19 protein-coding genes are annotated in these 24829 nt (G+C 64.2%); 15 read left to right on the top strand and 4 right to left on the bottom strand.

The annotated features are described in order from the left end of the window. The first annotated feature begins 237 nt into the window (after positions 1 to 237). From C2U40_RS05070 to C2U40_RS05025, 10 genes are all read left to right on the top strand, one after another. Positions 238 to 1923 carry an ABC transporter substrate-binding protein gene (locus C2U40_RS05070; protein ID WP_043160064.1) on the top strand — a complete coding sequence of 562 codons (1686 nt, stop codon included), beginning with the start codon at positions 238 to 240 and terminating at the stop codon, positions 1921 to 1923. Between the two features lie 118 nt (positions 1924 to 2041). Further along, positions 2042 to 3025 (top strand): ABC transporter permease, encoded by a 984-nt coding sequence (locus C2U40_RS05065; RefSeq protein WP_011706883.1) that lies wholly within the window; start codon positions 2042 to 2044, stop codon positions 3023 to 3025. Between the two features lies 1 nt (position 3026). Then, the gene (locus C2U40_RS05060) at positions 3027 to 3947 is read left to right on the top strand and encodes an ABC transporter permease (RefSeq protein WP_011706884.1); all 921 of its coding nucleotides are present in this window, start codon (positions 3027 to 3029) and stop codon (positions 3945 to 3947) included. Continuing rightward, a complete protein-coding gene (locus C2U40_RS05055; protein ID WP_011706885.1) occupies positions 3944 to 4966 on the top strand; it encodes an ABC transporter ATP-binding protein in 1023 nt (340 codons plus the stop codon). Before C2U40_RS05060 ends, C2U40_RS05055 begins: the two co-directional genes overlap by 4 nt. 11 nt (positions 4967 to 4977) lie before the next feature. Beyond that, complete coding sequence (locus C2U40_RS05050) at positions 4978 to 5970, top strand: ABC transporter ATP-binding protein (RefSeq protein WP_016351558.1); 993 nt, start codon at positions 4978 to 4980, stop codon at positions 5968 to 5970. Positions 5971 to 6072: 102 nt separating this feature from the next. Next, positions 6073 to 7806, top strand: a complete 1734-nt coding sequence (locus tag C2U40_RS05045; RefSeq protein WP_103827022.1) for a glycoside hydrolase family 9 protein — start codon at positions 6073 to 6075, stop codon at positions 7804 to 7806. After that, a complete protein-coding gene (locus tag C2U40_RS05040) occupies positions 7799 to 8671 on the top strand; it encodes a BadF/BadG/BcrA/BcrD ATPase family protein (RefSeq protein WP_103827021.1) in 873 nt (290 codons plus the stop codon). The genes C2U40_RS05045 and C2U40_RS05040 overlap by 8 nt, the downstream gene beginning before the upstream one ends. Positions 8672 to 8831: 160 nt before the next feature. After that, the gene (locus C2U40_RS05035; RefSeq protein WP_103827020.1) at positions 8832 to 10700 is read left to right on the top strand and encodes a beta-N-acetylhexosaminidase; all 1869 of its coding nucleotides are present in this window, start codon (positions 8832 to 8834) and stop codon (positions 10698 to 10700) included. Positions 10701 to 10916: 216 nt separating this feature from the next. Further along, positions 10917 to 12470: a methyl-accepting chemotaxis protein gene (locus C2U40_RS05030; RefSeq protein ID WP_103827019.1), complete on the top strand. Its 1554-nt coding sequence runs from the start codon at positions 10917 to 10919 to the stop codon at positions 12468 to 12470. Between the two features lie 67 nt (positions 12471 to 12537). After that, entirely contained in the window at positions 12538 to 12894 is a 357-nt protein-coding gene (locus tag C2U40_RS05025) for an MGMT family protein (protein ID WP_029299454.1), read from the top strand. Between the two features lie 15 nt (positions 12895 to 12909). Here the strand turns inward: C2U40_RS05025 and C2U40_RS26465 are convergent, their stop codons facing one another. Beyond that, positions 12910 to 13077, bottom strand: coding sequence for a hypothetical protein (locus tag C2U40_RS26465; protein WP_005303277.1), 168 nt, complete (start codon positions 13075 to 13077; stop codon positions 12910 to 12912). 114 nt (positions 13078 to 13191) lie between these two features. Then, positions 13192 to 15813: a type I DNA topoisomerase gene (gene topA / locus C2U40_RS05015; RefSeq protein ID WP_029304161.1), complete on the bottom strand. Its 2622-nt coding sequence runs from the start codon at positions 15811 to 15813 to the stop codon at positions 13192 to 13194. 361 nt (positions 15814 to 16174) lie between these two features. On the opposite strand from topA, the gene astB reads away from it, so the two are divergent. Beyond that, positions 16175 to 17512, top strand: a complete 1338-nt coding sequence (astB, locus tag C2U40_RS05010; RefSeq protein ID WP_024944132.1) for an N-succinylarginine dihydrolase — start codon at positions 16175 to 16177, stop codon at positions 17510 to 17512. 86 nt (positions 17513 to 17598) lie between these two features. Here astB and sohB read toward each other — a convergent pair whose 3' ends face one another. After that, positions 17599 to 18606, bottom strand: a complete 1008-nt coding sequence (gene sohB / locus C2U40_RS05005; RefSeq protein ID WP_042065667.1) for a protease SohB — start codon at positions 18604 to 18606, stop codon at positions 17599 to 17601. A 233-nt stretch (positions 18607 to 18839) separates the two neighbouring features. Here sohB and C2U40_RS05000 point away from each other — a divergent pair, with 233 nt between their 5' ends. Then, positions 18840 to 19595 (top strand): YciK family oxidoreductase, encoded by a 756-nt coding sequence (locus C2U40_RS05000; protein ID WP_016351568.1) that lies wholly within the window; start codon positions 18840 to 18842, stop codon positions 19593 to 19595. Positions 19596 to 19694: 99 nt separating this feature from the next. Beyond that, positions 19695 to 20579, top strand: coding sequence for a LysR family transcriptional regulator (locus tag C2U40_RS04995; protein WP_103827018.1), 885 nt, complete (start codon positions 19695 to 19697; stop codon positions 20577 to 20579). 63 nt (positions 20580 to 20642) lie between these two features. Here the strand turns inward: C2U40_RS04995 and C2U40_RS04990 are convergent, their stop codons facing one another. Then, a complete protein-coding gene (locus C2U40_RS04990) occupies positions 20643 to 21815 on the bottom strand; it encodes an MFS transporter (RefSeq protein ID WP_005303290.1) in 1173 nt (390 codons plus the stop codon). Between the two features lie 161 nt (positions 21816 to 21976). Here C2U40_RS04990 and C2U40_RS04985 point away from each other — a divergent pair, with 161 nt between their 5' ends. Beyond that, the gene (locus C2U40_RS04985; protein ID WP_049047436.1) at positions 21977 to 23113 is read left to right on the top strand and encodes a MalY/PatB family protein; all 1137 of its coding nucleotides are present in this window, start codon (positions 21977 to 21979) and stop codon (positions 23111 to 23113) included. 262 nt (positions 23114 to 23375) lie between these two features. Beyond that, on the top strand, positions 23376 to 24764 hold the full coding sequence (locus tag C2U40_RS04980) for a TAXI family TRAP transporter solute-binding subunit (RefSeq protein ID WP_181014709.1): 1389 nt from the start codon (positions 23376 to 23378) through the stop codon (positions 24762 to 24764). The last annotated feature ends 65 nt before the right edge of the window (positions 24765 to 24829 follow it).

Here is a 24829-nt window from a genome sequence, read left to right as displayed (position 1 = left end):
CTAATGATTTAAATCGAGTTAAAAGCGGTTTTGACGAAATTGACGTGAGGGCGTCGATTTTTACGATATCGACGATCTGAACAGTTGTTGTTTTCCTGTTAACTCTGCTTTGCTAGGGACGTTGGATGACACAACTACAAGGGTGCAAAACCTGGCCAACATTGAGGGCCGACCTCCCCAGCATGCGAAGTCGGTGCTCAAATCCAAACAAGGAATATAAATAAGAAAGGAAATAATATGCTTGCCAAAGTATCCAAAATCTCTACTGCTGTAATGCTGGGCACCATGATGCTTGCCGGCGCTGCCGGCAACGCCATGGCGGCCGACAACAAGACGGTGCTGACCCTGGTCGCACAACAGGAGACCGCGTGGGTCAAGAACTTCAACCCCTTCCTGCAAGCGGGTCTGTTGCACACCACTCGTCACTTCATCTATGAACCGCTGGTGATCTTCAACGATATGCAGGGTGGCAAACCCGTCTATCGTCTGGCCACCCACTACGAGTTCAGCAAGGACCTCAAGTCCGTCACCTTCGATCTGCGTGACGGCGTGAAGTGGTCGGACGGTCAGCCCTTTACCGCCGATGACATCCTGTTCTCCTTCAATCTGGTCAAGGCCAACAAGGCGCTGGACGAGCGCTCAATCTGGACCCAGATCAAGAGCGTCGAGAAGCTGGCCCCCAACAAGGTCAAGTTCGACCTGACCGACGTCAACACCAACGTGGTGAACGACCTGGTACTGGTGCCCATCGTGCCCGAGCACCAGTGGAAATCGGTGAAAGATCCGGTCGCCTTCACCAACGACAAACCGGTCGGCACCGGTCCCTTCACCGAAGTGGACAACTTCTCCGCCCAGCTCTACACCCAGTGCCGCAACCCGCACTACTGGGACAACGCCAACCTCTCCATCGACTGCCTGCGCATGCCGCAGATGGCCACCAACGACCAGGTTCTGGCCGCGGTGATGAAGGGTGACGTGGACTGGTTCGGCTCCTTCGTTCCGGACATCGAGCGCCTCTACGTCGGCAACGATCCGAAGAACAACAAGTACTGGTTCCCGGCCTCCGGCACGGTGGCGTTCAACGTCAACTTCCAGGCCAAGAAACCGGGTAACCACGAAGCCTTCAACGACATCAACTTCCGTCGCGCCTTCTCCATGGCGATGGATCGCCAGTCCATGGTGGATATCGCGGGCTATGGCTACCCGACCGTCAACGAGTACCCGTCAGGGCTCGGCAAAGCCTTTGACTCCTGGAACAACCCGGAAGTGGACAAGAAGTACGGCAAGTACAACAAGTTCGATCTGGAAGGCGCCAAGGCCCTGCTGAAACAGGCCGGCTACAAGGATTGTGACGGCGACAAGTTCCTCGACACCCCCACCTGCCAGAAGATCGAGTTCAAGGTGCTGGTACCGAACGGCTGGACCGACTGGGTCAACACCGCCCAGATCGGCGTGGAAGGGCTGCAGGCACTGGGCCTGAACGCCAAGACCGCCACCCCGGAAGCCACCGTCTGGACTGAAAACCTCATCACCGGTGACTTCGACGTCGCCCTGCAGGGTTACTTTGCCGGTGCCAACCCGCACAAGTACTTCGAGACGGCTTTCCACTCCCGCAACATGGGTGAGCGCGGCAACCGCTTTGCGGCGCCCCGCTACAAGGATCCGGCGCTGGACAAGCTGATCGACGACTTTACCCAGACCGCTGATGCCGCCAAGCAGAAGGAGATCATGTTCGAGATCCAGGACAGGGTCGGTGCCAACCAGACCATCATCCCGGTATTCAACAACCCGACCTGGTACGAATACAGCACCAAGCGTTTCCACGGCTGGTTCAGTGCCGACAACCCGGTCGCCAAGCCGCAGGTTCACCCGGACACCCCGGAGCGTCTGCTGCACGTGTTGTCACTCAAGCCGAACAGCTAATCAATCCCGGCCCCCTGCGGGGGGCCCTCTTCCCCGCCCATCCCCCTTTTTCCCGGCTCTGCCGGGGTTGGGGTAACTATGCCCGGCGCGGGGCGGACCAGCAGTAAAAGGTATCATAATGGGATTCATACTGAGACGCTTTTCCTTCTATCTGGTCGCCTTTCTGGTGGCCGCCACCATCAACTTCCTGCTACCCAGAGCCATGCCGGGGGATCCCGTCTCCGTCATGTTTGCCCGGGCCGGCGCCATGATGGAACCCGCCGCCCTGGAAGCCCTCAAGGCCACCTTCGGGTTCGTGGACGGCCCCATCGGCACCCAATTTCTCACCTATGTGAAGAGTGTCTTCACCTGGGATCTCGGCACCTCGGTGCGCTACTACCCCCAACCGGTCGCCGACGTGCTCGGCCGCGCCATCGGCTGGACCCTGTTCCTGGTGGGCACCTCCACCATTCTGAGCTTCTCCATCGGTTCCATCGTCGGCATCTTCGCCGCCTGGCACCGGGGCGGACGCATGGACAGCTTCCTCTCCCCACTCACCCTGGTGATGCAGGCCATTCCGCCGGTGGTCATCTCGCTGCTGGCGCTCTTCCTGTTCGGGGTGAGCCTGGAGTGGCTGCCCATCGGCTACGCCTACAGCCCGGAGATCAAGCCTGACTGGGGCTGGGAGCACATCAAGAGCATCCTGACCCACGCCATCATGCCGGTAGGCACCCTGGCCATGGTGCAGGTGGGGGGCTTTCTCATCACCATGCGCAACAACATGATCAACCTGCTCGGCGAGGACTACATCACCATGGCCAAGGCCAAGGGGCTCTCCAGCAACCGGGTGATCTTCAACTACGGCGCCCGCAACGCCATCTTGCCGAGCGTCACCGCCCTCTCCATGGCGCTGGGCTTCGTCATCGGCGGATCCCTCATCACCGAGGTGATCTTCAACTACCCGGGACTGGGTCTGACCCTCTATCAGGGCATTCTGGCCCGCGACTACCCGCTCATTCAGGGGCAGCTGCTCATCATGACCATCACCATGCTCAGCTTCAACTTCCTGGCCGACGTGCTCTACGTCTTCCTGGATCCCCGTCTGCGTACCGGAGGCAAATAAGATGCGCATGCCGACTATTCTGAAAATCCTGCTGGGCAACAAGAAGGCCGCCTGCGGCCTCTTCATCGTGGTCAGCTTCGTGCTGATGGCGCTGTTCGCCCCGCTGCTGGCCAGCTATGAGCCGACCAAGCGGGTCTCCCGCCCGCACCAGCCGCCCAGTGCCGAGTACGTGATGGGCACCACCCGCATGGGCCACGACATCTGGGCCCAGTTCACCAACGGCGCCCGCATCTCCCTGATGGTGGGCTTCGGTGCCGGCATTCTGGTGTGCGCCCTCGCCATCACGGTCGGCATCACCGCCGGCTACTTCGGCGGCGTCATAGACGAGTGCCTCACCTTCCTGATGAACGTGGTGCTGGTGATCCCCAACCTCCCCTTGCTGCTGGTGCTGGCAAGCTTTATCGGGGAGGCGTCACCGACGGTGATCGCGCTCATCATAGGCTTTACCTCCTGGGCCTATGGCGCGCGCGTCATCCGGGCCCAGACTCTGGCGCTGCGCGAAAAAGAGTTCGTCATCGCCGCCGAGGTGCTGGGCGAGCCGGCCTGGCGCATCATCCTGGTGGAAATTCTGCCGAACCTTATCTCCATCATAGGGGTGAGCTTCATCGGCTCCATCATCTACGCCATCGTTACCGAGGCGACCCTGGAGTTCCTCGGCCTGGGCGACCCCACCGTAGTGAGCTGGGGCATCATGCTCTACAACGCCCAGACCTCGAGCGCCATCCTAGTCGGCGCCTGGTGGGAGATCCTGGCCCCCTGCTTCGCCATCGCAACGCTCGGTGCCGGCCTGGCCCTGCTCAACTTCGCCATCGACGAAATCGCCAACCCGCAGCTGCGCTCCCACAAGGGGCTCAATCGCTGGAAGAAACTCGCCGCCCCCGTCACCACGCCGGTGCCGGCCGTACAGGAGAAGACAGCATGAGATCGCAACAACCCCTGCTGTCGGTACGCAACCTCTGCGTCGACTACATCACCGAGAACGGCGACGTGCGCGCCGTCAACTCGGTCAGCTTCGACATCGCCCCCGGTGAAGTGTTCGGCCTGGCCGGCGAGTCGGGCTGCGGCAAGTCCACCGTCGCCTTCTCGGTGGCGCGGCTGCACAAGCCGCCCGCCTACATCAGCGGTGGCGAGATCCTGTTCAAGGGGGAGAACATCCTCCATTACGGCGACGAGCGCCTGCGATCCTACCGCTGGCAGCAGGTGTCGGTGGTGTTCCAGTCCGCCATGAATGCGCTCAACCCGGTGCTGCGCATGGAGGAGCAGTTCTGCGACGTGCTGCTGGCCCACAACCCGGGGCTGACCCGCTACGAGGCGATCAAGCGCGCCCAGGAGCTGCTCGCCATCGTCGACATCCACCCGAGCCGGCTCAAGGACTACCCGCACCAGTTCTCCGGCGGCATGCGCCAGCGGCTGGTGATCGCCATCGCCATGGCGCTCAACCCTGAGCTGCTCATCATGGACGAGCCGACCACGGCGCTCGACGTGGTGGTGCAGCGGGAGATCCTGCAGAAGGTCTATGCCCTGAAAGAGAAGTTCAACTTCTCCATCCTGTTCATCACCCACGACCTCTCCTTGATGGTCGAGTTCTGCGATCGCATCGGCATCATGTATGCCGGTGAACTGGTGGAGGTGGCGCCGGCCAAAGCGATCCTGACCGCGCCGCTGCACCCCTATACCAAGGGGCTCGGCAACTCCTTCCCGCCTCTGCACGGCCCAAAAACCGTGCTGGAAGGGATCCCGGGCACCCCGCTCAACCTGCTGGAGGTGCCGGTGGGCTGCCGCTTTCAGGCCCGCTGCGCCAGGGTGCACGAGCGCTGCCGCCAGCAGTACACCAAACTGGCCGAGATCCGCCCCGGCCAACAAACCGCCTGCCACCTCTATGAGGCGCAGGATGAGCAACAAGATCCCCTGATCTATCTGGACAAGGCCGCTGGCTGTTAAGGATGTCTGTCATGCAAATCGCCCAAACCGACGCCCCCATCATCGAAGTCCAGCACCTCTACAAGGACTTCCCCGTCAACTCCAACGCCATCAAGAGCGGCAAGATGCGGGCCCTCTCGGACATCACCTTCAACCTGCACCGGGGCCGCGCCCTGGCAGTGGTGGGGGAGTCCGGCTCCGGCAAGAGCACCATCGCCAAGATCATCGCCAAGATGTACAAGCTCTCTGGCGGCCGCATCCTCTATCGTGGCCGCGACCTCGAGGAGTTCAACAAGGGCACCGCCCTGCTCGACTACCGCCAGAGCGTGCAGATGGTGTGGCAAGATCCGTTCGGTTCGCTGAACCCGACCCACACCATCTACCACCACATCGCCCGCCCCCTGCTGCTGCACAGCAAGGTGATCGACAAGAAAGATCTGCCCGACATGGTCTACGGCCTGCTGGAGAAGGTGGGGCTCACCCCCGCCAAGGCCACCGCGGCCAAGTACCCGCACCAGCTCTCCGGCGGCCAGCGCCAGCGGGTCAACATCGCCCGCAACCTGGCGGTGGAGGCCGAAGTGGTGCTGGCGGACGAGCCCACCTCCATGCTCGACGTCTCCATTCGCATCGGTATCCTCAACCTGATGGAGCAGATGAAGGATGAGCTCGGGGTCTCCATGCTCTACATCACCCACGACATCGCCACCGCCCGCTACGTGGCCGAAGATCTGGCGGTGATGTACGTGGGCCACATGGTGGAGTGGGGCGAGGTGGACGAGATCCTGCACCACCCCCAGCACCCCTACACCCAGCTGCTCATCTCGGCGGTGCCGGACCCCGAGAAGAGCATCCACGCCGAGCTGGAGGGGGGCCGCAAGGGGGAGATCCCGCTCTGGACGCCGGAATCCTGCGGCTGCCCGTTTGCCGGGCGCTGCAATCAGGCGATGCCCCGCTGCAAGGAGACCCTGCCCCCCGTCAGCAAGCTCGCCGACAACCACTTCGTGCGCTGCTACCTCTACCAATGACAGACCGGCCGGACACGGCGTCCGGCCACGCCTCGCCACGGGGCCGTCAGGGCCCCGCAATGTGCCTCGCCACGCCAGGCGAGCCACAGGAGTAAGACGTTGATGGAACTCTTGATCAATCAGGTGGGTTACCAGTGCGACGGGGAGAAGATCGCCCTGCTGCAGAGCGACACCGACCTCGATATCCGCGGCCACCTCAGGCTGCTGCGCCAGGATGACGAACGCATCCTGCTGGAAATCCCGCTGCAGCCGGCCGGCCAGGTCGAGGGCTGGCAGGGGCGCCACTACTGGCGCGCCGACTTCTCCCCCTGCAAAGAGCCCGGCCACTACCGGCTGGAGGCCCTCATCCAGACGGGCACCAAGGAGCGCATCGTGCGCACCGCCCCCTTCACCATCGGCCAGGATCTGCTGGCCAGCCGCTGCCTCTCCGACCTCATTCACTACTTCAAGGGGCAGCGCGCCAGCGGCGCCTTCGATCGGGCCGACCGCAGCGCCCGCCTGTTTGACAGCGATCAGCGCAAAGACGTGCACGGCGGCTGGTATGACGCCAGCGGGGATGTGAGCAAGTACCTGAGCCACCTCTCCTACGCCAACTACCTCAACCCCCAGCAGACCCCCATGGTGGTCTGGTCCCTGCTCAGGTGCCGGGAGCTTTTGGCCCCGCGCCAGGACATCGACGGGGTCAACCTCTGCAAGCGGCTCAACGACGAGGCGCTGCACGGCGCCGATTTTCTCTGCCGGATGCAGGATGAGTCGGGCTTCTTCTACATGACCCTGTTCGACAAGTGGAGCAAGGATCCCGCCCAGCGCGAGCTGTGCGCCTACGCCACCCAACAGGGGCTCAAGTCCACCAGCTGGCAGGCGGGTTTTCGACAAGGGGGCGGCATGGCCATCGCGGCGCTGGCCCGCGCCGCCCGCGAGAGCGTCAGCGGCGACTTTGATGCCAGCCGTTACGCCGAGGCGGCCCGCCGCGGCTACCTGCACCTGCGTGAACACAACCTGGCCTATCTGGACGACGGGGTCGAGAACATCATCGACGACTACTGCGCCCTGCTGGCCGCCATCGAACTGACCCGCACCCTGGGTCCCGAGTGGCTGGCAGAGGCCAGAGTGCGGGCCGACAGGCTGTGCGCCCGCCAGCACCCTCACCCTGAGCTCGGCCACTACTGGTCGGCCAACGAGGATAGCTCGCGCCCCTACTACCACGCCGCCGAGGCGGGCCTGCCGGTGCTGGCGCTGCTGGAGTATCTCGCCATCGAGCCGGATCCGGCGCGCCAGGGAACGGCCCAGCGCGTCATCGAACAGGCGCTGGCCGCCGAGCTGGCGCTCTGCGCCCGGCCCGGCAACCCCTTCACCCTCGCCCGCCAGTATGTGAAGGGGGTCGATGAGGCCCCTCGGGTGAGCTTCTTTATGCCTCACAACAACGAATCTGGTTACTGGTGGCAGGGGGAGAACGCTCGCCTCGCGTCGCTCGCCGCCATGGCGTTTGCCGCCGCGGCCCAGCTGCCGCGCCAACGCAAGCCGCTGCTCAGCTTCGGCCAGCACCAGCTCGACTGGATCCTGGGGCAGAACCCGTTCAACGCCTGCATGCTGGCAGGCCATGGCAGCAACAACCCCGCCTACACCGCCGGTTATCCCAATGCGCTGGGGGGGATCTGCAACGGCATCACCGCCGGCTTCGATGACGAGGCGGAGATCGCATTCATTCCAGAGGCGTACAAGGATCGGCTGGATCAGAACTGGCGCTGGGGCGAGCAGTGGATCCCCCACGCCGCCTGGTTTGCTCTGGCCATCACTTGGCAGAATGCGCAGGGAAATGGAGGTCGACATGATTGAGTTCTGGGTCGGGGTGGATGGCGGCGGCACCCACACCCGCGCCCGCATTCGGGATCGGGCCGGCAAGCTGCTCGGCGAGGGGCGCGCCGCCGGCTCCAATCTGGAGCTCGGCATCGCGCTCGCTCACGGCAACGTGCTGGCCGCCATCGAACAGGCCCGTATCGAGGCCGGGCTGGCTGAGGATGCTCAGCAACGGATGGGAGTCGGGCTGGCGCTCGCCTCCGCCGAGCTGGCCGACTGCTATCACGCCATGCTGACCATGCCCTTCCCGTTTGCGAGCGTGCGGCTCACCTCCGACGCCTTCGGTGCCTGCCTCGGCGCCTTTGGCGGCGAGGAGGGGGCCATCCTCATCGCCGGCACCGGCTCGGCCGGGCTCATCTATCGCCACGGCCAGCTGCACACCTGCTCCGGTCGCGGTTTTCCCATCTCGGATCTGGGCAGCGGCGCCTGGCTGGGGCTGCGCGCCATCCAGCAATCCCTGCTCTGTCACGACGGCATCCTGCCCCCCAGCACGCTGGCCATTCGCTTGCTCGATCACTTCAAGCGGGATCAGGCCGAGGTGGTGCGCTGGGCCGCCCGCGCCATTCCCGCCGACTACGGCCGCTTCGCCCCCTGGGTGTTCGATGCCGCCAGCGACGGCGACGAGCTTGCCTGCCAGCTGCTGGACGAGACCTGCCAACAGCTGGCTACTCTGCTGGAGGGGATGCGCCAGCTGGGCGCCGACCGGATAGCCCTGCTCGGCGGCATCGGCATGCGCCTCGCCCCCCGCCTGGCACACCTGCCGCTGGTCAGCCCCACTGCTGACGCGCTGGAGGGGGCCATCCTGTTTGCCCGCTCGGAGGCCTACCCGTGTCTGCATCCCTGAACCTATCCCCATCCACCCCACCCCAAAGTGCGGGCCTGACCCCGGTCTGCCCGCTGCGGGGGGTGCCCATGTCAGCCCTGCGGCTCCCTGCCGGGGTTGACCAATACCACAAGGACGCTGTCTGGCTGTTCGTCCCCTTCACTCCATCAGAGGAATTTTCATGTCTGCACCCCTGATCCACACCCAGGTCGACCGACGCGACGGTGACGACGTCTGGTTTCGTTTCAGCCTGAGCCAGCTGCCGGATGCCCCCTGGAAACTCCACTTCTGCCTGGCCCGCCACATCGACCCCGGCTCGGTAGAGGGGGGGGAGCTGGAGCGCCAGAGCGGCAGCTACAAGGTCTTGATCCCGCAAACGGGGGCCAGCGAGCTGTGCTTCTGCTGTCGCAACACCCCCATCAAGCGCCTCTCCGACATGCCGCGCGGCTTCTTCCTGAGCCTGCCCCAGGCCAGCGGCGGCCCCCAGCTGATGCCGGTGGAACTGACCGGCGAGGAGCTGGGCCTGCCACAATCCGCCGCTGCGGCGCCGGATCTGCCCGAGGTGGAACCCCTCGCCGGCATCGTGCCCCTGCCGGATCGGCTGTTGCTGCTGGAGGGCAACTTCCGGCTGGCGGAGCGCGCCCACGTCAGCGGCCCGAGCCCCCTGCTCGGCCCGCTGCTGGCCCACTTCAACGAACTGACCGGGCTCGCGCTGGCGCAGGATCACGACGCCGAGATCCGGCTGGTTGAAAGCGGGCTGGGCCCGGAGGCCTACCGGCTGACCATCACCCCGGAGGAGATAGTGATTGCCGCCGGCGGCGAGGCGGGCTGGCGCCACGGCCTCGTCAGCCTGGCCCAGTGGTATCTGCAGCACGGCGAGAGCCTGCCCTGCATCGAGCTCAGCGATGCACCGCGCTTCGGTTTTCGCGGCATCTTTCTCGACTGTGCCCGCCACTTTCACTCCCTCGCCACCCTCAAGCGCCTGCTCAAGCTGATGAGTCTCTACAAGTTCAACCGCTTCCACTGGCACCTCACCGATGACGAGGGGTGGCGACTCGAGATCAAGGCCTTCCCCCAGCTGACCGAGCTGGCCGCCTGGCGCGGTCACGCCCTGCCGGTGGGGCCCCAGCTGAGCGGCGGTCCCGAGCCCTACGGCGGTTACTACACCCAGAGCGAGGTGCGCGAGCTGGTGGCCTACGGCGCCGGGCTAGGCATCACCATCATTCCGGAAATTGACATCCCGGGTCACTGCCACGCCGCCATCAAGGCACTGCCCGAGCTGCTGGTGGAGGCAGCCGACCGCTCCCGCTACCTGTCGGTGCAATATTTTGACGACAACGTGCTCAACCCGGCGCTGCCCGGCACCTACCGGTTCCTGGACGCCGTGATGGACGAGGTGTGCGATCTCTTCCCAGGGAGTCAGGTTCACATGGGGGGGGACGAAGTGCCCACCGGCGTCTGGACCGACAGTCCCGCCTGCCAGCAGCTGATGGCCGAGCAAGGGTATCAGGATTGCCGCGAGCTGCAGGGCCACCTGCTGCGCCACTGCCAGCACTACCTGGCTGGCAAGGGCAAGCAGATGCTGGGGTGGGAGGAGATACTGCACGGTGACAAGGTGAGCCGGGAGGCCACCGTCTTCGCCTGGACCAGCTTCCAGGCCGGGCTCGATGCGGCGACGGCGGGCTATCCGGTGGTGATGGCACCGGCCCAGCACCTCTATCTGGATCTCGCCTGGAGCCAGGACATCCATGAACCCGGCCTCTACTGGGCGGGTACCCTCAATCTGGCGCAGGTCTACGCATGTGACCCGGCCCCAGCCGATTTCCATGCCAACGATAACATCCTGGGGGTGTTGAGCCCCTTATGGTCGGAGCTGATCACCTCTCGCGATCGCCTCGACTATATGTTGTTCCCGCGCATGCTGGCGACCGCCGAGGTGGCCTGGAGCGACCCCGCCCGCAAGGCGTGGGAGCACTTCGCCGCCCGTCTGCCGGGCCAGCTGCAGATCCTCGACCAGCTTCAGGTGCGTTACCGGGTACCACAGAGGTAGTGTTATCTTTTTTCCTTGGCGGCCCGATGGCCGCCTTTTTTTTACGATTCGCCAACAAAACATCAACTTGCCCCTACCATTCATCCGCCATTGTTGGCAAAATTCAGCCCCCTATGAAGCCGGTCTGCCGCCTGCTGGCACGAGCCTGCAGCCACCTCCAGATCTGCCACAATAACAACGACAAAGTTATCAACAAGAACATCGGAGCGTATTCCTATGGCCCGCAGAGACGTCCATACCCTGGACAGCGAAGTGGAGTTTCCTGCCGACGAACAACTGGTTTCCACCACGGATCTGCGCGGGGTGATCACCTACGCCAACCCCGCCTTCTGCCGCATCGCCGGCTACCCCGTCGAGGAGCTGGTCGGCCACAATCACAACCTGGTACGCCACCCCGACATGCCCAAGGCCGCCTTCGCCGATCTCTGGGCCCGCCTCAAGGAGGGCAAACCCTGGCGCGGCATGGTGAAGAACCGCTGCAAGGATGGCCGCTACTACTGGGTCGATGCCTATGTGACCCCCATCTACGAGGGCAACCGGATCAGCGGCTACCAGTCGGTGCGCTGCAAGCCGGATCCCCAGCTCAAGCGCATCGCCAGCCAGACCTACCAGGCCCTGCTCAAGGCGGAGCGCGGCACCAGCAGCCGCCTCCCCTCCCTCACCCGTGCCCGCCTGCCGCTGCTCGCGCTGTTGCTGCTCGGCCTGCTGGGCTGGACCGCCAGCAGTCAGGGCCCGATGGCCGCCCTGCTGATGCTGCTGCCCCTGCTGCTCATCGGCGGCGCCTACTGGCGCGAGCTCTTCGCCCTGCCGCTCTATCTGCAGCAGCTGGGCCGCGAATATGACAGCCTGACCCGGCTGGTCTACTCCGGGGACGGCCCCGGCGCCATCGCCGACTTTCACATCAAGATGCTGCAGGCCCGCATCCGCACCGTGCTGGGCCGGGTCAACGATGCGACCAATCCGTTGCAGACCCTGGCCACCAATCTGAAGCAGGCCTCCCATCAGGCCTGTCTCGACATCAACGAGCAGGATGCCCAGACCCAGCAGATGGCCGCCGCCATGACCCAGATGGCCAGCACGGCCCACGAGATTGCCCGCAACATCCAGGACTCCAACGGTCAGGTCAGCGAGGCCCGCAGCCGCTGCCAGCACACGGACAAGCAGCTGGCCCAGACCGAGCAGCGCATCGAGCAGCTCGCCAGACAGGCAGAGCTCGCCTTCAACTCGGCGGTGGAGCTGGCCAGCGAGTCGGAGCGGATCGGCAGCGTGATGGGGGAGATCCAGGGCATCGCAGACCAGACCAACCTGCTGGCGCTCAACGCCGCCATCGAGGCGGCTCGGGCTGGCGAGCAGGGGCGCGGCTTTGCGGTGGTGGCCGACGAGGTGCGTACCCTGTCGACCCGCACCCACAAGGCGACCGAGCAGATCCAGGGCAGCATCCAGCAGATCCAGCACACCCTGGGCCGCTGGAAGGGGATGATGCAGGAGAACCTGCAGCAGACCCGCGAATGCGCCGAGATGACCCGCCAGGGCTCCAGCAGCCTGCATACCGTGCTGCAGGAGATCGAGCTGGTCACCGAGTTCTCCACCCAGATCGCCGCCGCCGCCGAGCAGCAGCAGACGGTGGTGGAGGACATCAGCCGCAGCATCAACCAGATCTCCGAGTACTCCCACGCCAACAGCCAGAAGATGCAGGAGGTCGACGACTCCAGTCAGGAGCTGCTGGAGCGGGCCAAGCAGCTCAAGGGGTTCAGCCAGACCTTCGGCTGACCCATTTGCCAGCCACCCGACAGAAGCGCCACAATGGCGCTTCTGTCGTTATTGACGAGTGATCCGGATGAGAATGGAATCGACGCCTGCCCCGCTGAACAAGGTTGCCCGCATCGAGGCGATCCTCGCCCTGATCCCGGCTGGTCGCGTGGTGAGTTACGGCCAGGTGGCGGATTTGGCGGGGCTGCCCGGTCGGGCCAGGCTGGTGGGCAAGGTGCTGCGGGAGACCGACAAGGTACTGCCCTGGCACCGGGTGCTGGGCGCGGCGGGCACCATCTCACTGCCCAAGGGGTCGGCAGGCTTCGACAGACAGGCGGGATTGCTGCAGGAAGAGGGGGTGCCCGTGATTGGCGGGCGGGTCAGGATGCGGGAGTGGCAGTGGCAGCCCGACCTCGCCGAGCTGCTGTTTCTCCTGCCCTTTTGACGATGGCGGCCCGCCTCACCGGGTGATGGGGGCCAGGATCTCGTCGCTGCGCACCTGCACCGGGATGGTTTCGTACTCCCGCTGCAGCAGCACCAGCAGACTCTGCTTGTCGACTTCCAGCACATAGGCGGTTCCTTCCCGGGTCAGACAGGTCATTCCCGGCCGGATCTCGTTAATCTCCATCACAACCTCCGTGTCCAGCGCTGCCATCCTTGCAGCGGTTTCAGTATACCTCCATCCGAAAACAAAAAGGCCCCTGTGAGGGGCCTCTTTCATCAGAGTGTGAACTGCGCGCAATCACGCCTTCTTCGACTTGGCCAGGCTCTCCTGCCACTTGCCATTGTCGTAGTGCGCCGTCCAGCCGGTCGCCTTGCCGTTGACTTCGGTCATCACGTACTGCTCCTTGGTCTTGCGACTGAAGCGCACGATGGCGGGGTTTCCGTCAGGATCTGACGCCGGGGCATCGGCCAGATACTGGTGCTTGGGCGACAGACGCTCCTTGAAGCGCTTGAGCTCTTCCACCAGCGGCGCACGGGTCTCGCGGGATTTCGGGAAGTTGCTGGCGGCCAGGAACAGGCCGGCCGCCCCGTCACGCAGCACGAAGTGGGCGTCGGACTGGGTGCACTTGAGCTCCGGCAGCGGGACCGGGTCTTCCTTCGGCGGCGCGATATCACCGTTTTTCAGGATCTTGCGGGTGTTCTTGCAAGTGTCGTTGGTGCAACCCATGTACTTGCCGAAGCGGCCGTTCTTGAGCTGCATCTCGGAGCCGCAGCGGTCGCACTCGATGCTCGGTCCTTCGTAGCCCTTGAGCTTGAACTGGCCTTTTTCGATTTCGTAGCCATCACAATCCGGGTTGCGACCACAGACGTGCAGCTTGCGGCTGTCGTCGATGATGTAGGCATCCATGGCGGTGCCACACACACCACAGCGGTGCTTGGCACGCAGCGCCTCGGTTTCTGCCTCTTCACCGTCGGTGGCGGAGACGAACTCGTCGGCGGAAACCAGATTGATGGTCTTCTTGCAACGCTCTTTGGGCGGCAAGGCGTAGCCGGAACAGCCGAGGAACACCCCGGTGGTGGCGGTACGGATACCCATCTTGCGGCCGCAATCCGGGCAGTCGATGTCGGTCAGCACCATCTGGTTGGCACGCATGCCCCCCTCTTCCGGCGCCTTGTCCGCTTTTTCCAGCTCCTGGGTGAACTCGGCGTAGAAGGCGTCCAGCACCTTCTTCCACTCCAGGCTCCCTTCGGCGATGCCATCGAGCTTGTCTTCCATCTTGGCGGTGAACTCGTAGTTCATCAGCTCGACGAAGTTCTCCACCAGCCGGTCGGTGACGATCTCACCCATCTTCTCGGCGAAGAAACGGCGGCTCTCGACCCGCACATAACCACGGTCGACGATGGTGGAGATGATGGAGGCGTAGGTAGACGGACGGCCGATGCCGCGCTTCTCCAGCTCCCGTACCAGCGCCGCTTCGGTGAAGCGGGCGGGCGGCTTGGTGAAGTGCTGGCGCGGATCCAGCTTGACGAGTTTGAGGATCTCGCCGACGGTCACCGCCGGCAACTGGCTGTCTTCGCCCTTGCGGCCCATGGGCGGCAGCGCCTTGGTCCAACCGGCGAAACGCAGGGTACGACCGCGCGCCTTGAGCTCGAACTCACCCGCCTTGACGGTCAGGGTGGAGGAGTCGTACTGGGCCGGCGTCATCTGACAGGCGACAAACTGACGCCAGATGAGGTCATAGAGCCGCATGGCGTCGGGCTCCATCCCTTCCAGCATCTCGGCGGTTACCAGCACGCTGGAGGGACGGATCGCCTCGTGGGCCTCCTGGGCATTGGCCTTGGCGCCGTACAGGTTCGGATCGCTCGGCAGGTAGGCGGCGCCATACTGCTCGCCAATGTATTCCCGCACCGCCTCGACCGCCTCTTTGCTGAGGTTGGTGGAGTCGGTACGCATGTAGGTGATGTAACCCGCTTCATAGAGACGCTGGGCCATCATCATGGTCTTCTTGACCCCGAAGCTCAGCCGGGTAGAGGCCGCCTGCTGCAGGGTGGAGGTGATGAAGGGGGCGGACGGCTTGGAGCCGGTCGGCTTGTCTTCCCGGTTCACCACCTTGTAGTCGACCCCTTCCAGGGCGGCCACGGCGGCGAAGGTCTCGGCCTGGGTCACCGGCTTGAAGTCGGCACCGTTGCGGCTGACCACTTCCATCCGCAGATCGCTCTTGTCGGCGGTCAGCAGATCCGCGTTGAGATCCCAGAACTCGACCGGCACGAACGCCTTGATTTCGCGCTCTTTATCAACGATGAGACGTACCGCGACGGACTGTACCCGACCGGCAGAGAGGCCGCGGGCCAGCTTCTTCCAAAGCAGCGGAGAGACCATGTAGCCCACCACCCGGTCGAGGAAACGACGGGCCTGCTGGGCGTTGACGCGGTGAATGTTCAGCTCGGATGGCTGGGCAAACGCCTCCTGGATGGCGGTCTTGGTGATCTCGTTGAACACCACGCGCTTGTAGCGGCTGTCGTCGCCGCCGATGATCTCGCGCAGGTGCCAGGCGATCGCTTCTCCCTCTCTATCCAAGTCGGTTGCGAGATAGATGGTGTCGGCCTTCTCGGCCAGACTCTGCAACTCGCTGACCACTTTTTCCTTGCCGGGCAAAATCTGGTAGTTGGCCTGCCAGCCTGCGGTCGGATTGATCCCCATCCGTGAGAACAGGGCATTGCGATCCTTGGCAGCCTTCTCTGCTTCGCTCAGCTTGATGCCGCGAATGACAGGTTTTTTGGGCTCGTTGCTGGCGCTGCCGCTGGTGGGCAGATCGCGCACGTGACCGACGCTGGATTTCACCACGTAGTCCTTGCCCAAATATTTGTTGATGGTCTTGGCCTTGGCCGGAGACTCCACTATGACCAGTGATTTGCCCATGCTGTAACTATTATCCTCATTGCACCCGACGGGGTTGGTGTGCGGTTTTGTGGGGCTATATAAGAGATTTGACGGGAAAAAGCAATCTTGTGAGCAAATTTGCCCGGCAGCCCGAACCACTTTGTTTCTTTATTTATTAATGCGAAGCCGAGCCGCGGGAAGCAACCGCTTTTTTATTTTTATGCTATATCCACCCTCTTTTTATATTTGAAACGACATAACCAACCGCTCTTGTAACATAACAAACCAGTTTCGTTATCGGCTTGTTACAAAAGACAAAATCTCCTTATAATGGCTGCATCCCGCAGCATTGTGCGCGGAAGGAACCGCTACCCATATAAAAATCGAAAGGATGTACTCAATGAAGCACTTCGAGGTCAACTTCGACGGCCTGGTCGGCCCGACTCACAACTATGCCGGCTTGTCCTATGGCAACGTCGCCTCCCAGAACAATGCCAAAGAGGCGTCCAATCCGAAGGAGGCGGCCAAGCAGGGTCTGCGCAAGATGAAGGCACTGACCGAACTCGGCATGACCCAGGGAGTGCTGGCCCCCCAGGAGCGACCGGATCTCGCCACCCTGCGCCGCCTCGGCTTCACCGGCAACGATGCCAGCGTGCTGGCCCAGGCCGCCAAACAGGCCCCCGCCGTGCTGGCCGCCTGTTACTCGGCCTCCAGCATGTGGACCGCCAACGCCGCCACCGTCTCGCCGAGTGCCGATACCCAGGATGGCCGCATCCACTTCACCCCCGCCAACCTGACCAACAAGTTTCACCGCTCCCTCGAACCCGAGGTGACCGGCCGCATCCTGCGCGCCGTGTTCAACAATGACCGCCACTTCTATCACCATCAGCACCTGCCGGAGAACGACCACTTCGGTGACGAGGGGGCCGCCAACCACACCCGGCTGTGCCGCGCCTATGGCGAATCCGGGGTCGAGCTGTTCGTCTATGGCCGCAGCGCCTTCGATGTCTCCCAACCCGCCCCCAAACGCTACCCGGCCCGCCAGACCCTGGAAGCGAGCCAGGCCATCGCCCGCCTGCACGGCCTGGGGGACGAGAGCGCGGTCTTCATCCAGCAGAACCCGGACGTCATCGATCAGGGGGTGTTCCACAACGACGTGATCGCGGTGGGCAACCAGAACGTGCTGTTCTTCCACCAGCAGGCGTTCCTCAACACCGCCTCGGCGCTGGCCGAGGTGCGCACCAAGTTCGGCGACGGCGAGCTGCACTTTATCGAGGTGCCGACTGCCGAGGTGTCGGTGCAGGATGCGGTGAAGTCCTATCTGTTCAACACCCAGATCCTCACCCTGCCTTCCGGCGAGATGGCGATCATTGCCCCCACCGAATGTCGCGACAACCCGGCGGTATCGGCCTATCTGGCCAAGCTGGTGACCCTGGGGACCCCGATCAAGGGGGTGCACTACATGGACGTGAAGCAGAGCATGCGCAACGGCGGCGGCCCCGCCTGCCTGCGGCTGCGGGTGGCCATGAACGACACCGAACTGGCCGCGGTCAACCCTGCCTGCCTCATCACCGACAGCCAGTTTGCCCGACTCGATGGTTGGGTCGATCGCCACTACCGCGACAGCCTGGCACTGGACGACCTGCGGGATCCGGCGCTGGTCATGGAGTCCCGCACCGCGCTGGACGAGCTGACCCAGATCCTCAAACTCGGCTCCGTCTACCCGTTCCAGCGCTGAGACGCGCCATCGGCCTGCAGCGCCGACCCCATGAAAAAGCCGGGCAAGTGCCCGGCTTTTTTTATTGGGTTTTACGTTGCCCAGACTCAGCGCCAGGGGCCCTGCTGCCACAGCCGACCAAGACCGGACTCCAGCGCCACGGCGGCCTGCTGACCGAGCTTCTGGGTCAGACTCTTTGGCTTGCTGTACCGAATGCCGACCACCTTGTGCTGGCTGGCCTGAGCCAGCAGATAGTCATCGCTGGTGCAGAGGCTGTCTACCAGCCCGAGCTGCTTGGCCTGGCTCGCCAGCCAGTGCTCGCCGGTGGTGACGCTGTCGATGTCGAGGTTGGGTCTGTGCTCGGCCACGAATGCCTTGAAGCGCTCGTGGATGGCGCCCAGCTCCTCGCGAAACTTCTCGCGCCCCTGATCGTCGTTCTCGCCGAACATGGTGATGGTGCGCTTGTACTGACCGGCGGTGTGCATCTCGAACTCGATGTCGTGCTTTTTGAGCAGCTTGTTGAAGTTCGGCAGCTGGGCGATCACCCCGATGGAGCCGACGATGGCGAACGGCGCCGCCAGGATCTGATCCGCCACGCACGCCATCATGTAGCCGCCGCTCGCCGCCACCTTGTCGATGGCCACGGTCAGCTTGATGTCACGATCCCGCAGCCGCTGCAGCTGGGAGGCAGCCAGGCCGTAGCCGTGCACCACGCCGCCGCCGGATTCGAGCCGCAGCAGCACTTCGTCCCCCGGCTGGGCCACCCCTATCACGGCGCTCACCTCTTCACGCAGGGAGGCCACCTCCTTGGCATCCATGCTGCCGTGAAAATCGATGACGAACAGCCGGCTGCGCGCATCTTCGCTCTTGGCCCGGGCCTTGTGCTCGGCCTTGCGCGCCTTCTCCAGCTGCTTACGCTCCGCCTTGCCGGCCAGCGCGGCCTGCAACTGGTGACGTCCCTGCTCCAGCTCGCTGGAGAGATCGGTCACCACCAGCTCCCCCTTGCGGGATTTGGGCTGACGGCTGCTCACCACCATCAGGATGACGGCGCCGATGGCGAGCAGTAGGGTGAGGGTCTTGGCCAGGAACAGGCCGTATTCGGTCAAAAATGCCACTTGATGCTCCACTGGTGTGCCCCGGGGGGACGATTTTTTCACATTCTAGGGAGTTTGCCCGGTGTGCGCAAAAACTCTGCGTCAACCCGTCAAAAATGCCAATCGACAATCACAACCCCTCTGATTTATTCACATTTTTGCCATCTCATACTGGTCAAACGCCGTGCGGGATCAGTACACTTGCCCCTCTATTTGCCGCGCGCATCTGCCACGAATTGTTAACAGGAGTTGTCATGTTCAACTATCAGGCCCCCCGGGATCTGCTCAAGGACAAGGTCATTCTGGTCACGGGTGCCGGTGACGGCATCGGCCGCGAAGCGGCGCTCACCTATGCGGCCCACGGCGCCACCGTGATCTTGCTAGGCCGCACCAGCGCCAAGCTGGAGGCGGTCTACGACCAGATCGAGGCCGCCGGCCACCCGCTGCCCGCCATCGTGCCGGTGGATCTGAAAGGGGCGACCAAGAGCCACTACCTTGGCATGGCCGAGACCTTCGCCCAGCAGTTTGGCCGCCTCGACGGCGTGCTGTTCAACGCCGGCCTGCTCGGCACCCTGTCACCGTTCGAACACATCCAGGAGCAGGAGTGGGACGAGGTGATGCAGGTCAACGTCAAATCCGAATTCCTGCTGACCCAGGCGCTGCTGCCGCTCATCCGCCAGACCGCCAAGGAGCAGGGCGATGCCTCCATCGTCTACACCTCCTCCAGTGTGGGCCGCAAGGGCCGCGCCTACTGGGGCACCTATGCCATCTCCAAGTTCGCCATCGAAGGCATGATGGAAGTGCTGGCGGACGAGCTGGAAAATACCGGTGTGCGGGTCAACACCCTCAACCCGGGCGGCACCCGCACCAAGATGCGGGCCAGCGCCTTCCCGGCCGAAGATCCGATGAACCTCAAGACCCCCGCCGACCTGATGCCGCTCTATCTCTATTTGATGGGCGCGGACAGCCGGGGCAAAACCGGCCAGACCTTTGTGGCCCAGCCCAAATAAATCAACAAAATAACCGCAACCCTGCGCCGCATGGGGTTACATTCAATAGGGTGCCGTCGGCACCCTGTTGCAACATCCGCTCCCTTATCAGGTTGAGATATGTTTCGTCCCAAGAGCACGTTTGAGCAATGGCGGACCTTTCAGGCCGTGGTGGACTGTGGCGGCTACGCCCAAGCCGCCGAGGCGCTGAACAAGAGCCAATCCTCTCTCAATCATGCGGTAGCCAAGCTGCAGCAGAGTCTGGGTGTGGCTCTGCTGGAGGTGAGAGGGCGCAAGGCGGTATTGACGCCTGCGGGGGAGATCTTCCTCAAGCGGGCCCGTCAGCTCAGCCAACAGGTGGAAGAGCTGGAAAATCTGGCCAACAACCTGGAGCGGCAGTGGGAGCCGCAGATCAACCTCTATGTGTCGGTGCTGCAGCCGCGCGAGCGACTCTATCGAGCGCTGGCCAACTTCTATCCCCGCAGCCGGGGTTGCCGGGTCAATCTGCACGAGCGCATCCACTGCCACTTCAACGCCCTGCAGGTGGGGGATCTGATGCTCTCCGAACACCTGCCCCACGATCGCACCGGCCTGCCGCTGGACGAGGTGTGCCTGCTGCCGCTCTGCTCGGCCGAGCATCCGCTCGCCACCCAGGGCGGCGCCATAGCCGCCGAGGAGCTGGCCAGCCACAACCAGATCAGCCTGCATCCCCCCATTCACCGCTCGGTGGACTGGAACGACGCGGATGACACCGGCTGGAAGGCGACCCACTACCACGAGGTGATCGCCATGCTCAAGCTCGGCCTGGGCTACGCCTGGCTGCCGCGCCACCTGGTGCAGGAAGAGCTGACAAGCGGCGCCCTGGTACCGCTGGATCTGGCGAGCGGCAACGAGCGCCACCTCTATACCTATCTGCTGACTCCGTCGGCCGATGCGCTGGGCCCGGCCACCGAGCTGCTGCTGCGCTGCCTGCGCAACGAATACCAGAACGACAACGACCGCTAGAGCGCCTCCCCGCCGCCACAGACATTGAGGCGGGCCGACCCGCTCGCCCCTCACCTTTCAGCTTCAGACGTTCGGCACCCGCCAGCAGGCGGCCAGCGCCAGCAGCGCCAGCCCCATGGCCACCATGAAGACCCCGTGGAAGCTCCAGATCTCCGCCACAGTCCCCGCTATCGCCCCCGCCATGATGGAACCGGTGCGGATGCTGTTGGCGAACAGGGTGGTCGCCACCCCGGCGCGACCCGGCATCAGATCCTGGAAGTAGGACATGCCGATGCCGGCGACGATGCCGATGAAGATGGCGTTGAGCAGTTGCAGTGCTATGAGCGCATGCTGGCTCGACAGGGTCACCAGCCCCACGTAGAAGCCGACCCCGGCCAGCACCGCCAGCAGCATCATGGGGCGCTTGCCAAAACGCTGGGTGTAGTGGCCCGCCAGCAGCATGAAGGGGATCTCGAGGGCCGCCGCCGTGCCCATCAGCACCCCGGCCAGCTTCTCCTCCAGCCCCAGTTCGCGGGTGATGTAGAGCGGCATGTTGATGAGATACATGCTGTTGCAGGTCCACATCAGGGTGGAGGCGATGAAGAGCGCCCGCACCGACGGATCCCGCCAGCTGCTGACCCGCTCCACCTCGCTGTCCATCACCGGCAGCGGCAGCGAGGGCAACCAACGCCACACCACGAAGGCGCAGAGCAGATAGGCCACTGCGGAAGCGAGGTACATCACCTCGAAGCCGTAGCCGATGGCCAGCGCGAAGGCGATGGGCGGCCCTATCACCCAGGCCAGCGAGAACTGGGCCCGCAGCACCGAGCTGAACATGTCGGCCCGCTTGTTGCGGCTGTCGGCGTATTCACGCGCCAGCGCGAACAGCTGGGGACTGGCGGTGGCGGCCAGGCTCGCCAGCAGCACCCCCAGGCTCACCAGCAGCCAGTATTGCCGGTTCCAGGCAAACAGCAGGGAGAGCACCACGCCGGCGAAGCAGCAGCGCAGGATCAGCCGCTTGCGATCCCCCTTGTTGTCGGAGCGATGGCCCAGCCACTGGCTGATGAGGATGCCGATCACCGCGTTGACGGTATAGAAGAGCCCCACCAGGAAGGGGCGCACCTGCACCTCCTCGGCCAGAAACAGGCTCAAAGTGGGCACCTGCAGTGCCACCGCCACCCCGGTCATAAAGGTCACGGCCAGAAAAGAGAGAGAGACGGGATCCGTCCTGTTGCGGGCGGCGGTCAGCAAGCGCATAGAATTACCACTGATTGGAGGGAAGAAAACTGGCCAAAATTCGGCAAGTGCATGAAATGGCGTCGCTTATTTTATGTCATTATCAAGAGCCACCTCAAGGCTTGCGACCCCGTCCCCGACCCCGTACAGTGAAAGCCCACTGGCCAGCATAAGGATTTCACATGTTTGATTTTGACCGGGAAATAGATCGCAGCGGCACCATGAGCCTGAAATGGGACAAGTACAAGGGACAGGACGTGCTGCCCATGTGGGTTGCCGACACCGACTTCGTCTCCCCCCCTGCCGTCATCGAGGCCCTCACGACACGGGTCGCCCACGGCATCTTCGGCTACTCGCGCCCCTCTCCCCGGCTGATCGAACTCATCATCGCGCGGCTGGCCAGCCGCTATGGCTGGACCATCCAGCCCGAGTGGATCGTCTTCCTGCCCGGGGTGGTGCCCGGTCTCAACCTCGCCTGCAAGGCCTGGAGCCAGCACGGCCGCGGCATCATCACCCCCAAGCCGGTCTACTACCCCTTCCTGCAGGCGCCGGGCTTCAACGACCGGCCACTGCTCACCGTGCCCATGGTGGAAGAGGCCGGTCGCTGGGTGCTGGATATCGAGGAGCTGGAGCGCCAGGCACCAGCGGCGGATCTGCTGCTGCTGTGCAACCCGCACAACCCGGGAGGCACCGTGTTCACCCGCGAGGAGCTGCTGGCCATCGACGCCATCGCCGAGCGCCACAACCTGGTGATCTGCTCCGATGAAATTCACTGCGATCTGCTGCTGGACAAGGACGCCCGCCACATCCCCTACGGCGCCATCAGCCCGGCAGCGGCCGAGCGCTCGGCGGTGATGATGGCCCCGAGCAAGACCTTCAACATCGCCGGGCTCTGCTGCTCCTTTGCGGTGGTGCCCAATGCCCGTCTGCGCCTCAAGCTGCAGCAGGCGATGCGCGGCATCAGTGCCGACGTCAACCTGCTGGGCTTCGTGGCGGCAGAGGCGGCCTACGAAGGCGGTGAACAGTGGCTCAGCGAACAGCTCGACTACCTGGCCGCCAACCTGGCCCTGATCGAGCAGGCGGTCGCCCGCTGGCCCGGCATCAAGCTGGCGCGCCACCAGGCCACCTACCTCGCCTGGATCGACATGAGCGCACTCGGGCTGGACGACCCCATCGCCTTCTTCGAGCAGGCCGGGGTGGGGCTCTCCCCCGGTGCCCAGTTTGGTGACGGCCAGTTCGTGCGGCTCAACTTCGGCTGCACCCGGGCTCGCCTCGTCGAGGCGCTGGCCCGCATGGAAAAGGCCATTCTGGCGCGCTGATCACGCGCGTTCTCCCCCATGGCCTCACCATATGGGCAGTGGCGGGGCCGGCAGCAGCCGGCCCCGCAATATATTGAAGTCAGCCAGATCCGTATCCGATCGCAATAGGGTATATTTTCGCAACATGCCGCCACGTCCCCGCAACCCGGGATGTCGATGGCGCCAAGTACGGTACAGTGCCGCCGCCAGCAGCTGGCGCGGCCGAATGCCAACCGGGATGGGCCAGCCCCATCCCTTTTATCAGCCATTGATCCGGTTCACTATGCCCCAACCAGCCTTGCACCCTCTGCCGACTCTGCTTCGCCGCACCCTGCCCTGGCTGGCAGCCGCCCTGGCGCTGCCCCTGCAGGCAGCCACGCCTGCCTATCTCACCATCGGTACTGGGCCGCTCAACGGCGTCTACTACCCGACCGGTGGCGCCATTTGCCGGCTGCTCAATGAAGAGACGGCCAGCCATGGCCTGCACTGCTCGGTGCAGAGCACCTCCGGCTCCCTTGCCAACCTGAAGGCCCTGCATCAAGGGAAAGTGCAGCTGGCGCTGGTGCAGTCCGATGTGGTGCACCACGCCGCCCACAGCACCGGCCCCTTCATGGGTCAGGCACCGGACGACAAGCTGCGCAGCCTCTATCGGCTTCATCAGGAATCGCTGACCCTGCTCGCCAGCGCCAACAGCAACATCAACACCCTGGCCGACATCGAGGGCAAACGGGTCGATCTGGGCAACCCGGGCTCCGGCGAGCATATCACCAGCCAGGCCCTGCTCGATGCCATGGGCTGGCAGGCCAAGAGCTTTGCCCCCGTCATCCCAGCCGCGGCCAACAACCGGCTGGAGGGGCTCTGTGACGGCACCCTGGACGCCGCCTTCGTGGTGGCGGGCCACCCCAATCAGGCCATCGGCGATCTCACCGGCCGCTGCAAGGCGCGCCTCATCCCCATCGAAGGGGAGCAGGTCGACGCGCTGCTCAAACAGCATCCCTACTATCAGCGCAGCCGCATCGGCGCCAACCTCTACCCGGGCCAGCCGAGCGGCGTCAACACCTTCGCCGTCACCGCCGAGCTGGTGGCGCTGGCCAGCTTGCCCGAGGGCGAGGTGCGCACCGTGCGCGACGTGCTGAGCGGGCGACTCAAGCAGTTCACCCGCCTCCATCCGGCCCTCACCGCCCTCACCCTGGAGGGAATGCAGGGCGAGGCGGAAGTACCGCGCCACCCCGGCATGGCGGATGCCCCGCCCGCCCCTGCCCTGCTGCCCGAAGCCCTAAGCCCGGCTCCGGCCACCTCGGAGGCTTTGGCAACCTCAGCGGCGCAGCCCACCGAAGTGGAACGCCCCGCCGGTGAGGACGCGAAGCAACCTGCCGGCGAGACGGGCGCCCCCTCCCCAGAAGGCGCGCCCGCCACCTCGTCCGGACAGACCCCTGGCGCCCTGCTGCCGACCCCCTCGGCAGCCACAACTACCGAGCCGGGTGCGAGTAGCGTGCTCGAAGGGGCCGCCGTGGAGCAGGGCGGCAAGCTGACGGGCACGGCCGCGCCAAGCCCCTCTGCCGTGATGAGCGGAGAACAACCCGCCTCGCCGGCCCCCGCCGAACCGGCATCGACAGCACCGGCCGCACCGAGCGCCGCCTCACCGACCGGGGACGGCGTGCCAGCCAAGTAAGACCGCCAAACAGCCACAACGAAAGAGGCCACCCAAGGGTGGCCTCTTTTTATTTCGATATTGGG

It is taken from the genome of Aeromonas sp. ASNIH4, assembly GCF_002934425.1.
GTDB lineage: Bacteria > Pseudomonadota > Gammaproteobacteria > Enterobacterales > Aeromonadaceae > Aeromonas > Aeromonas hydrophila.
This window is presented reverse-complemented; position numbering and strand designations above follow the sequence as displayed.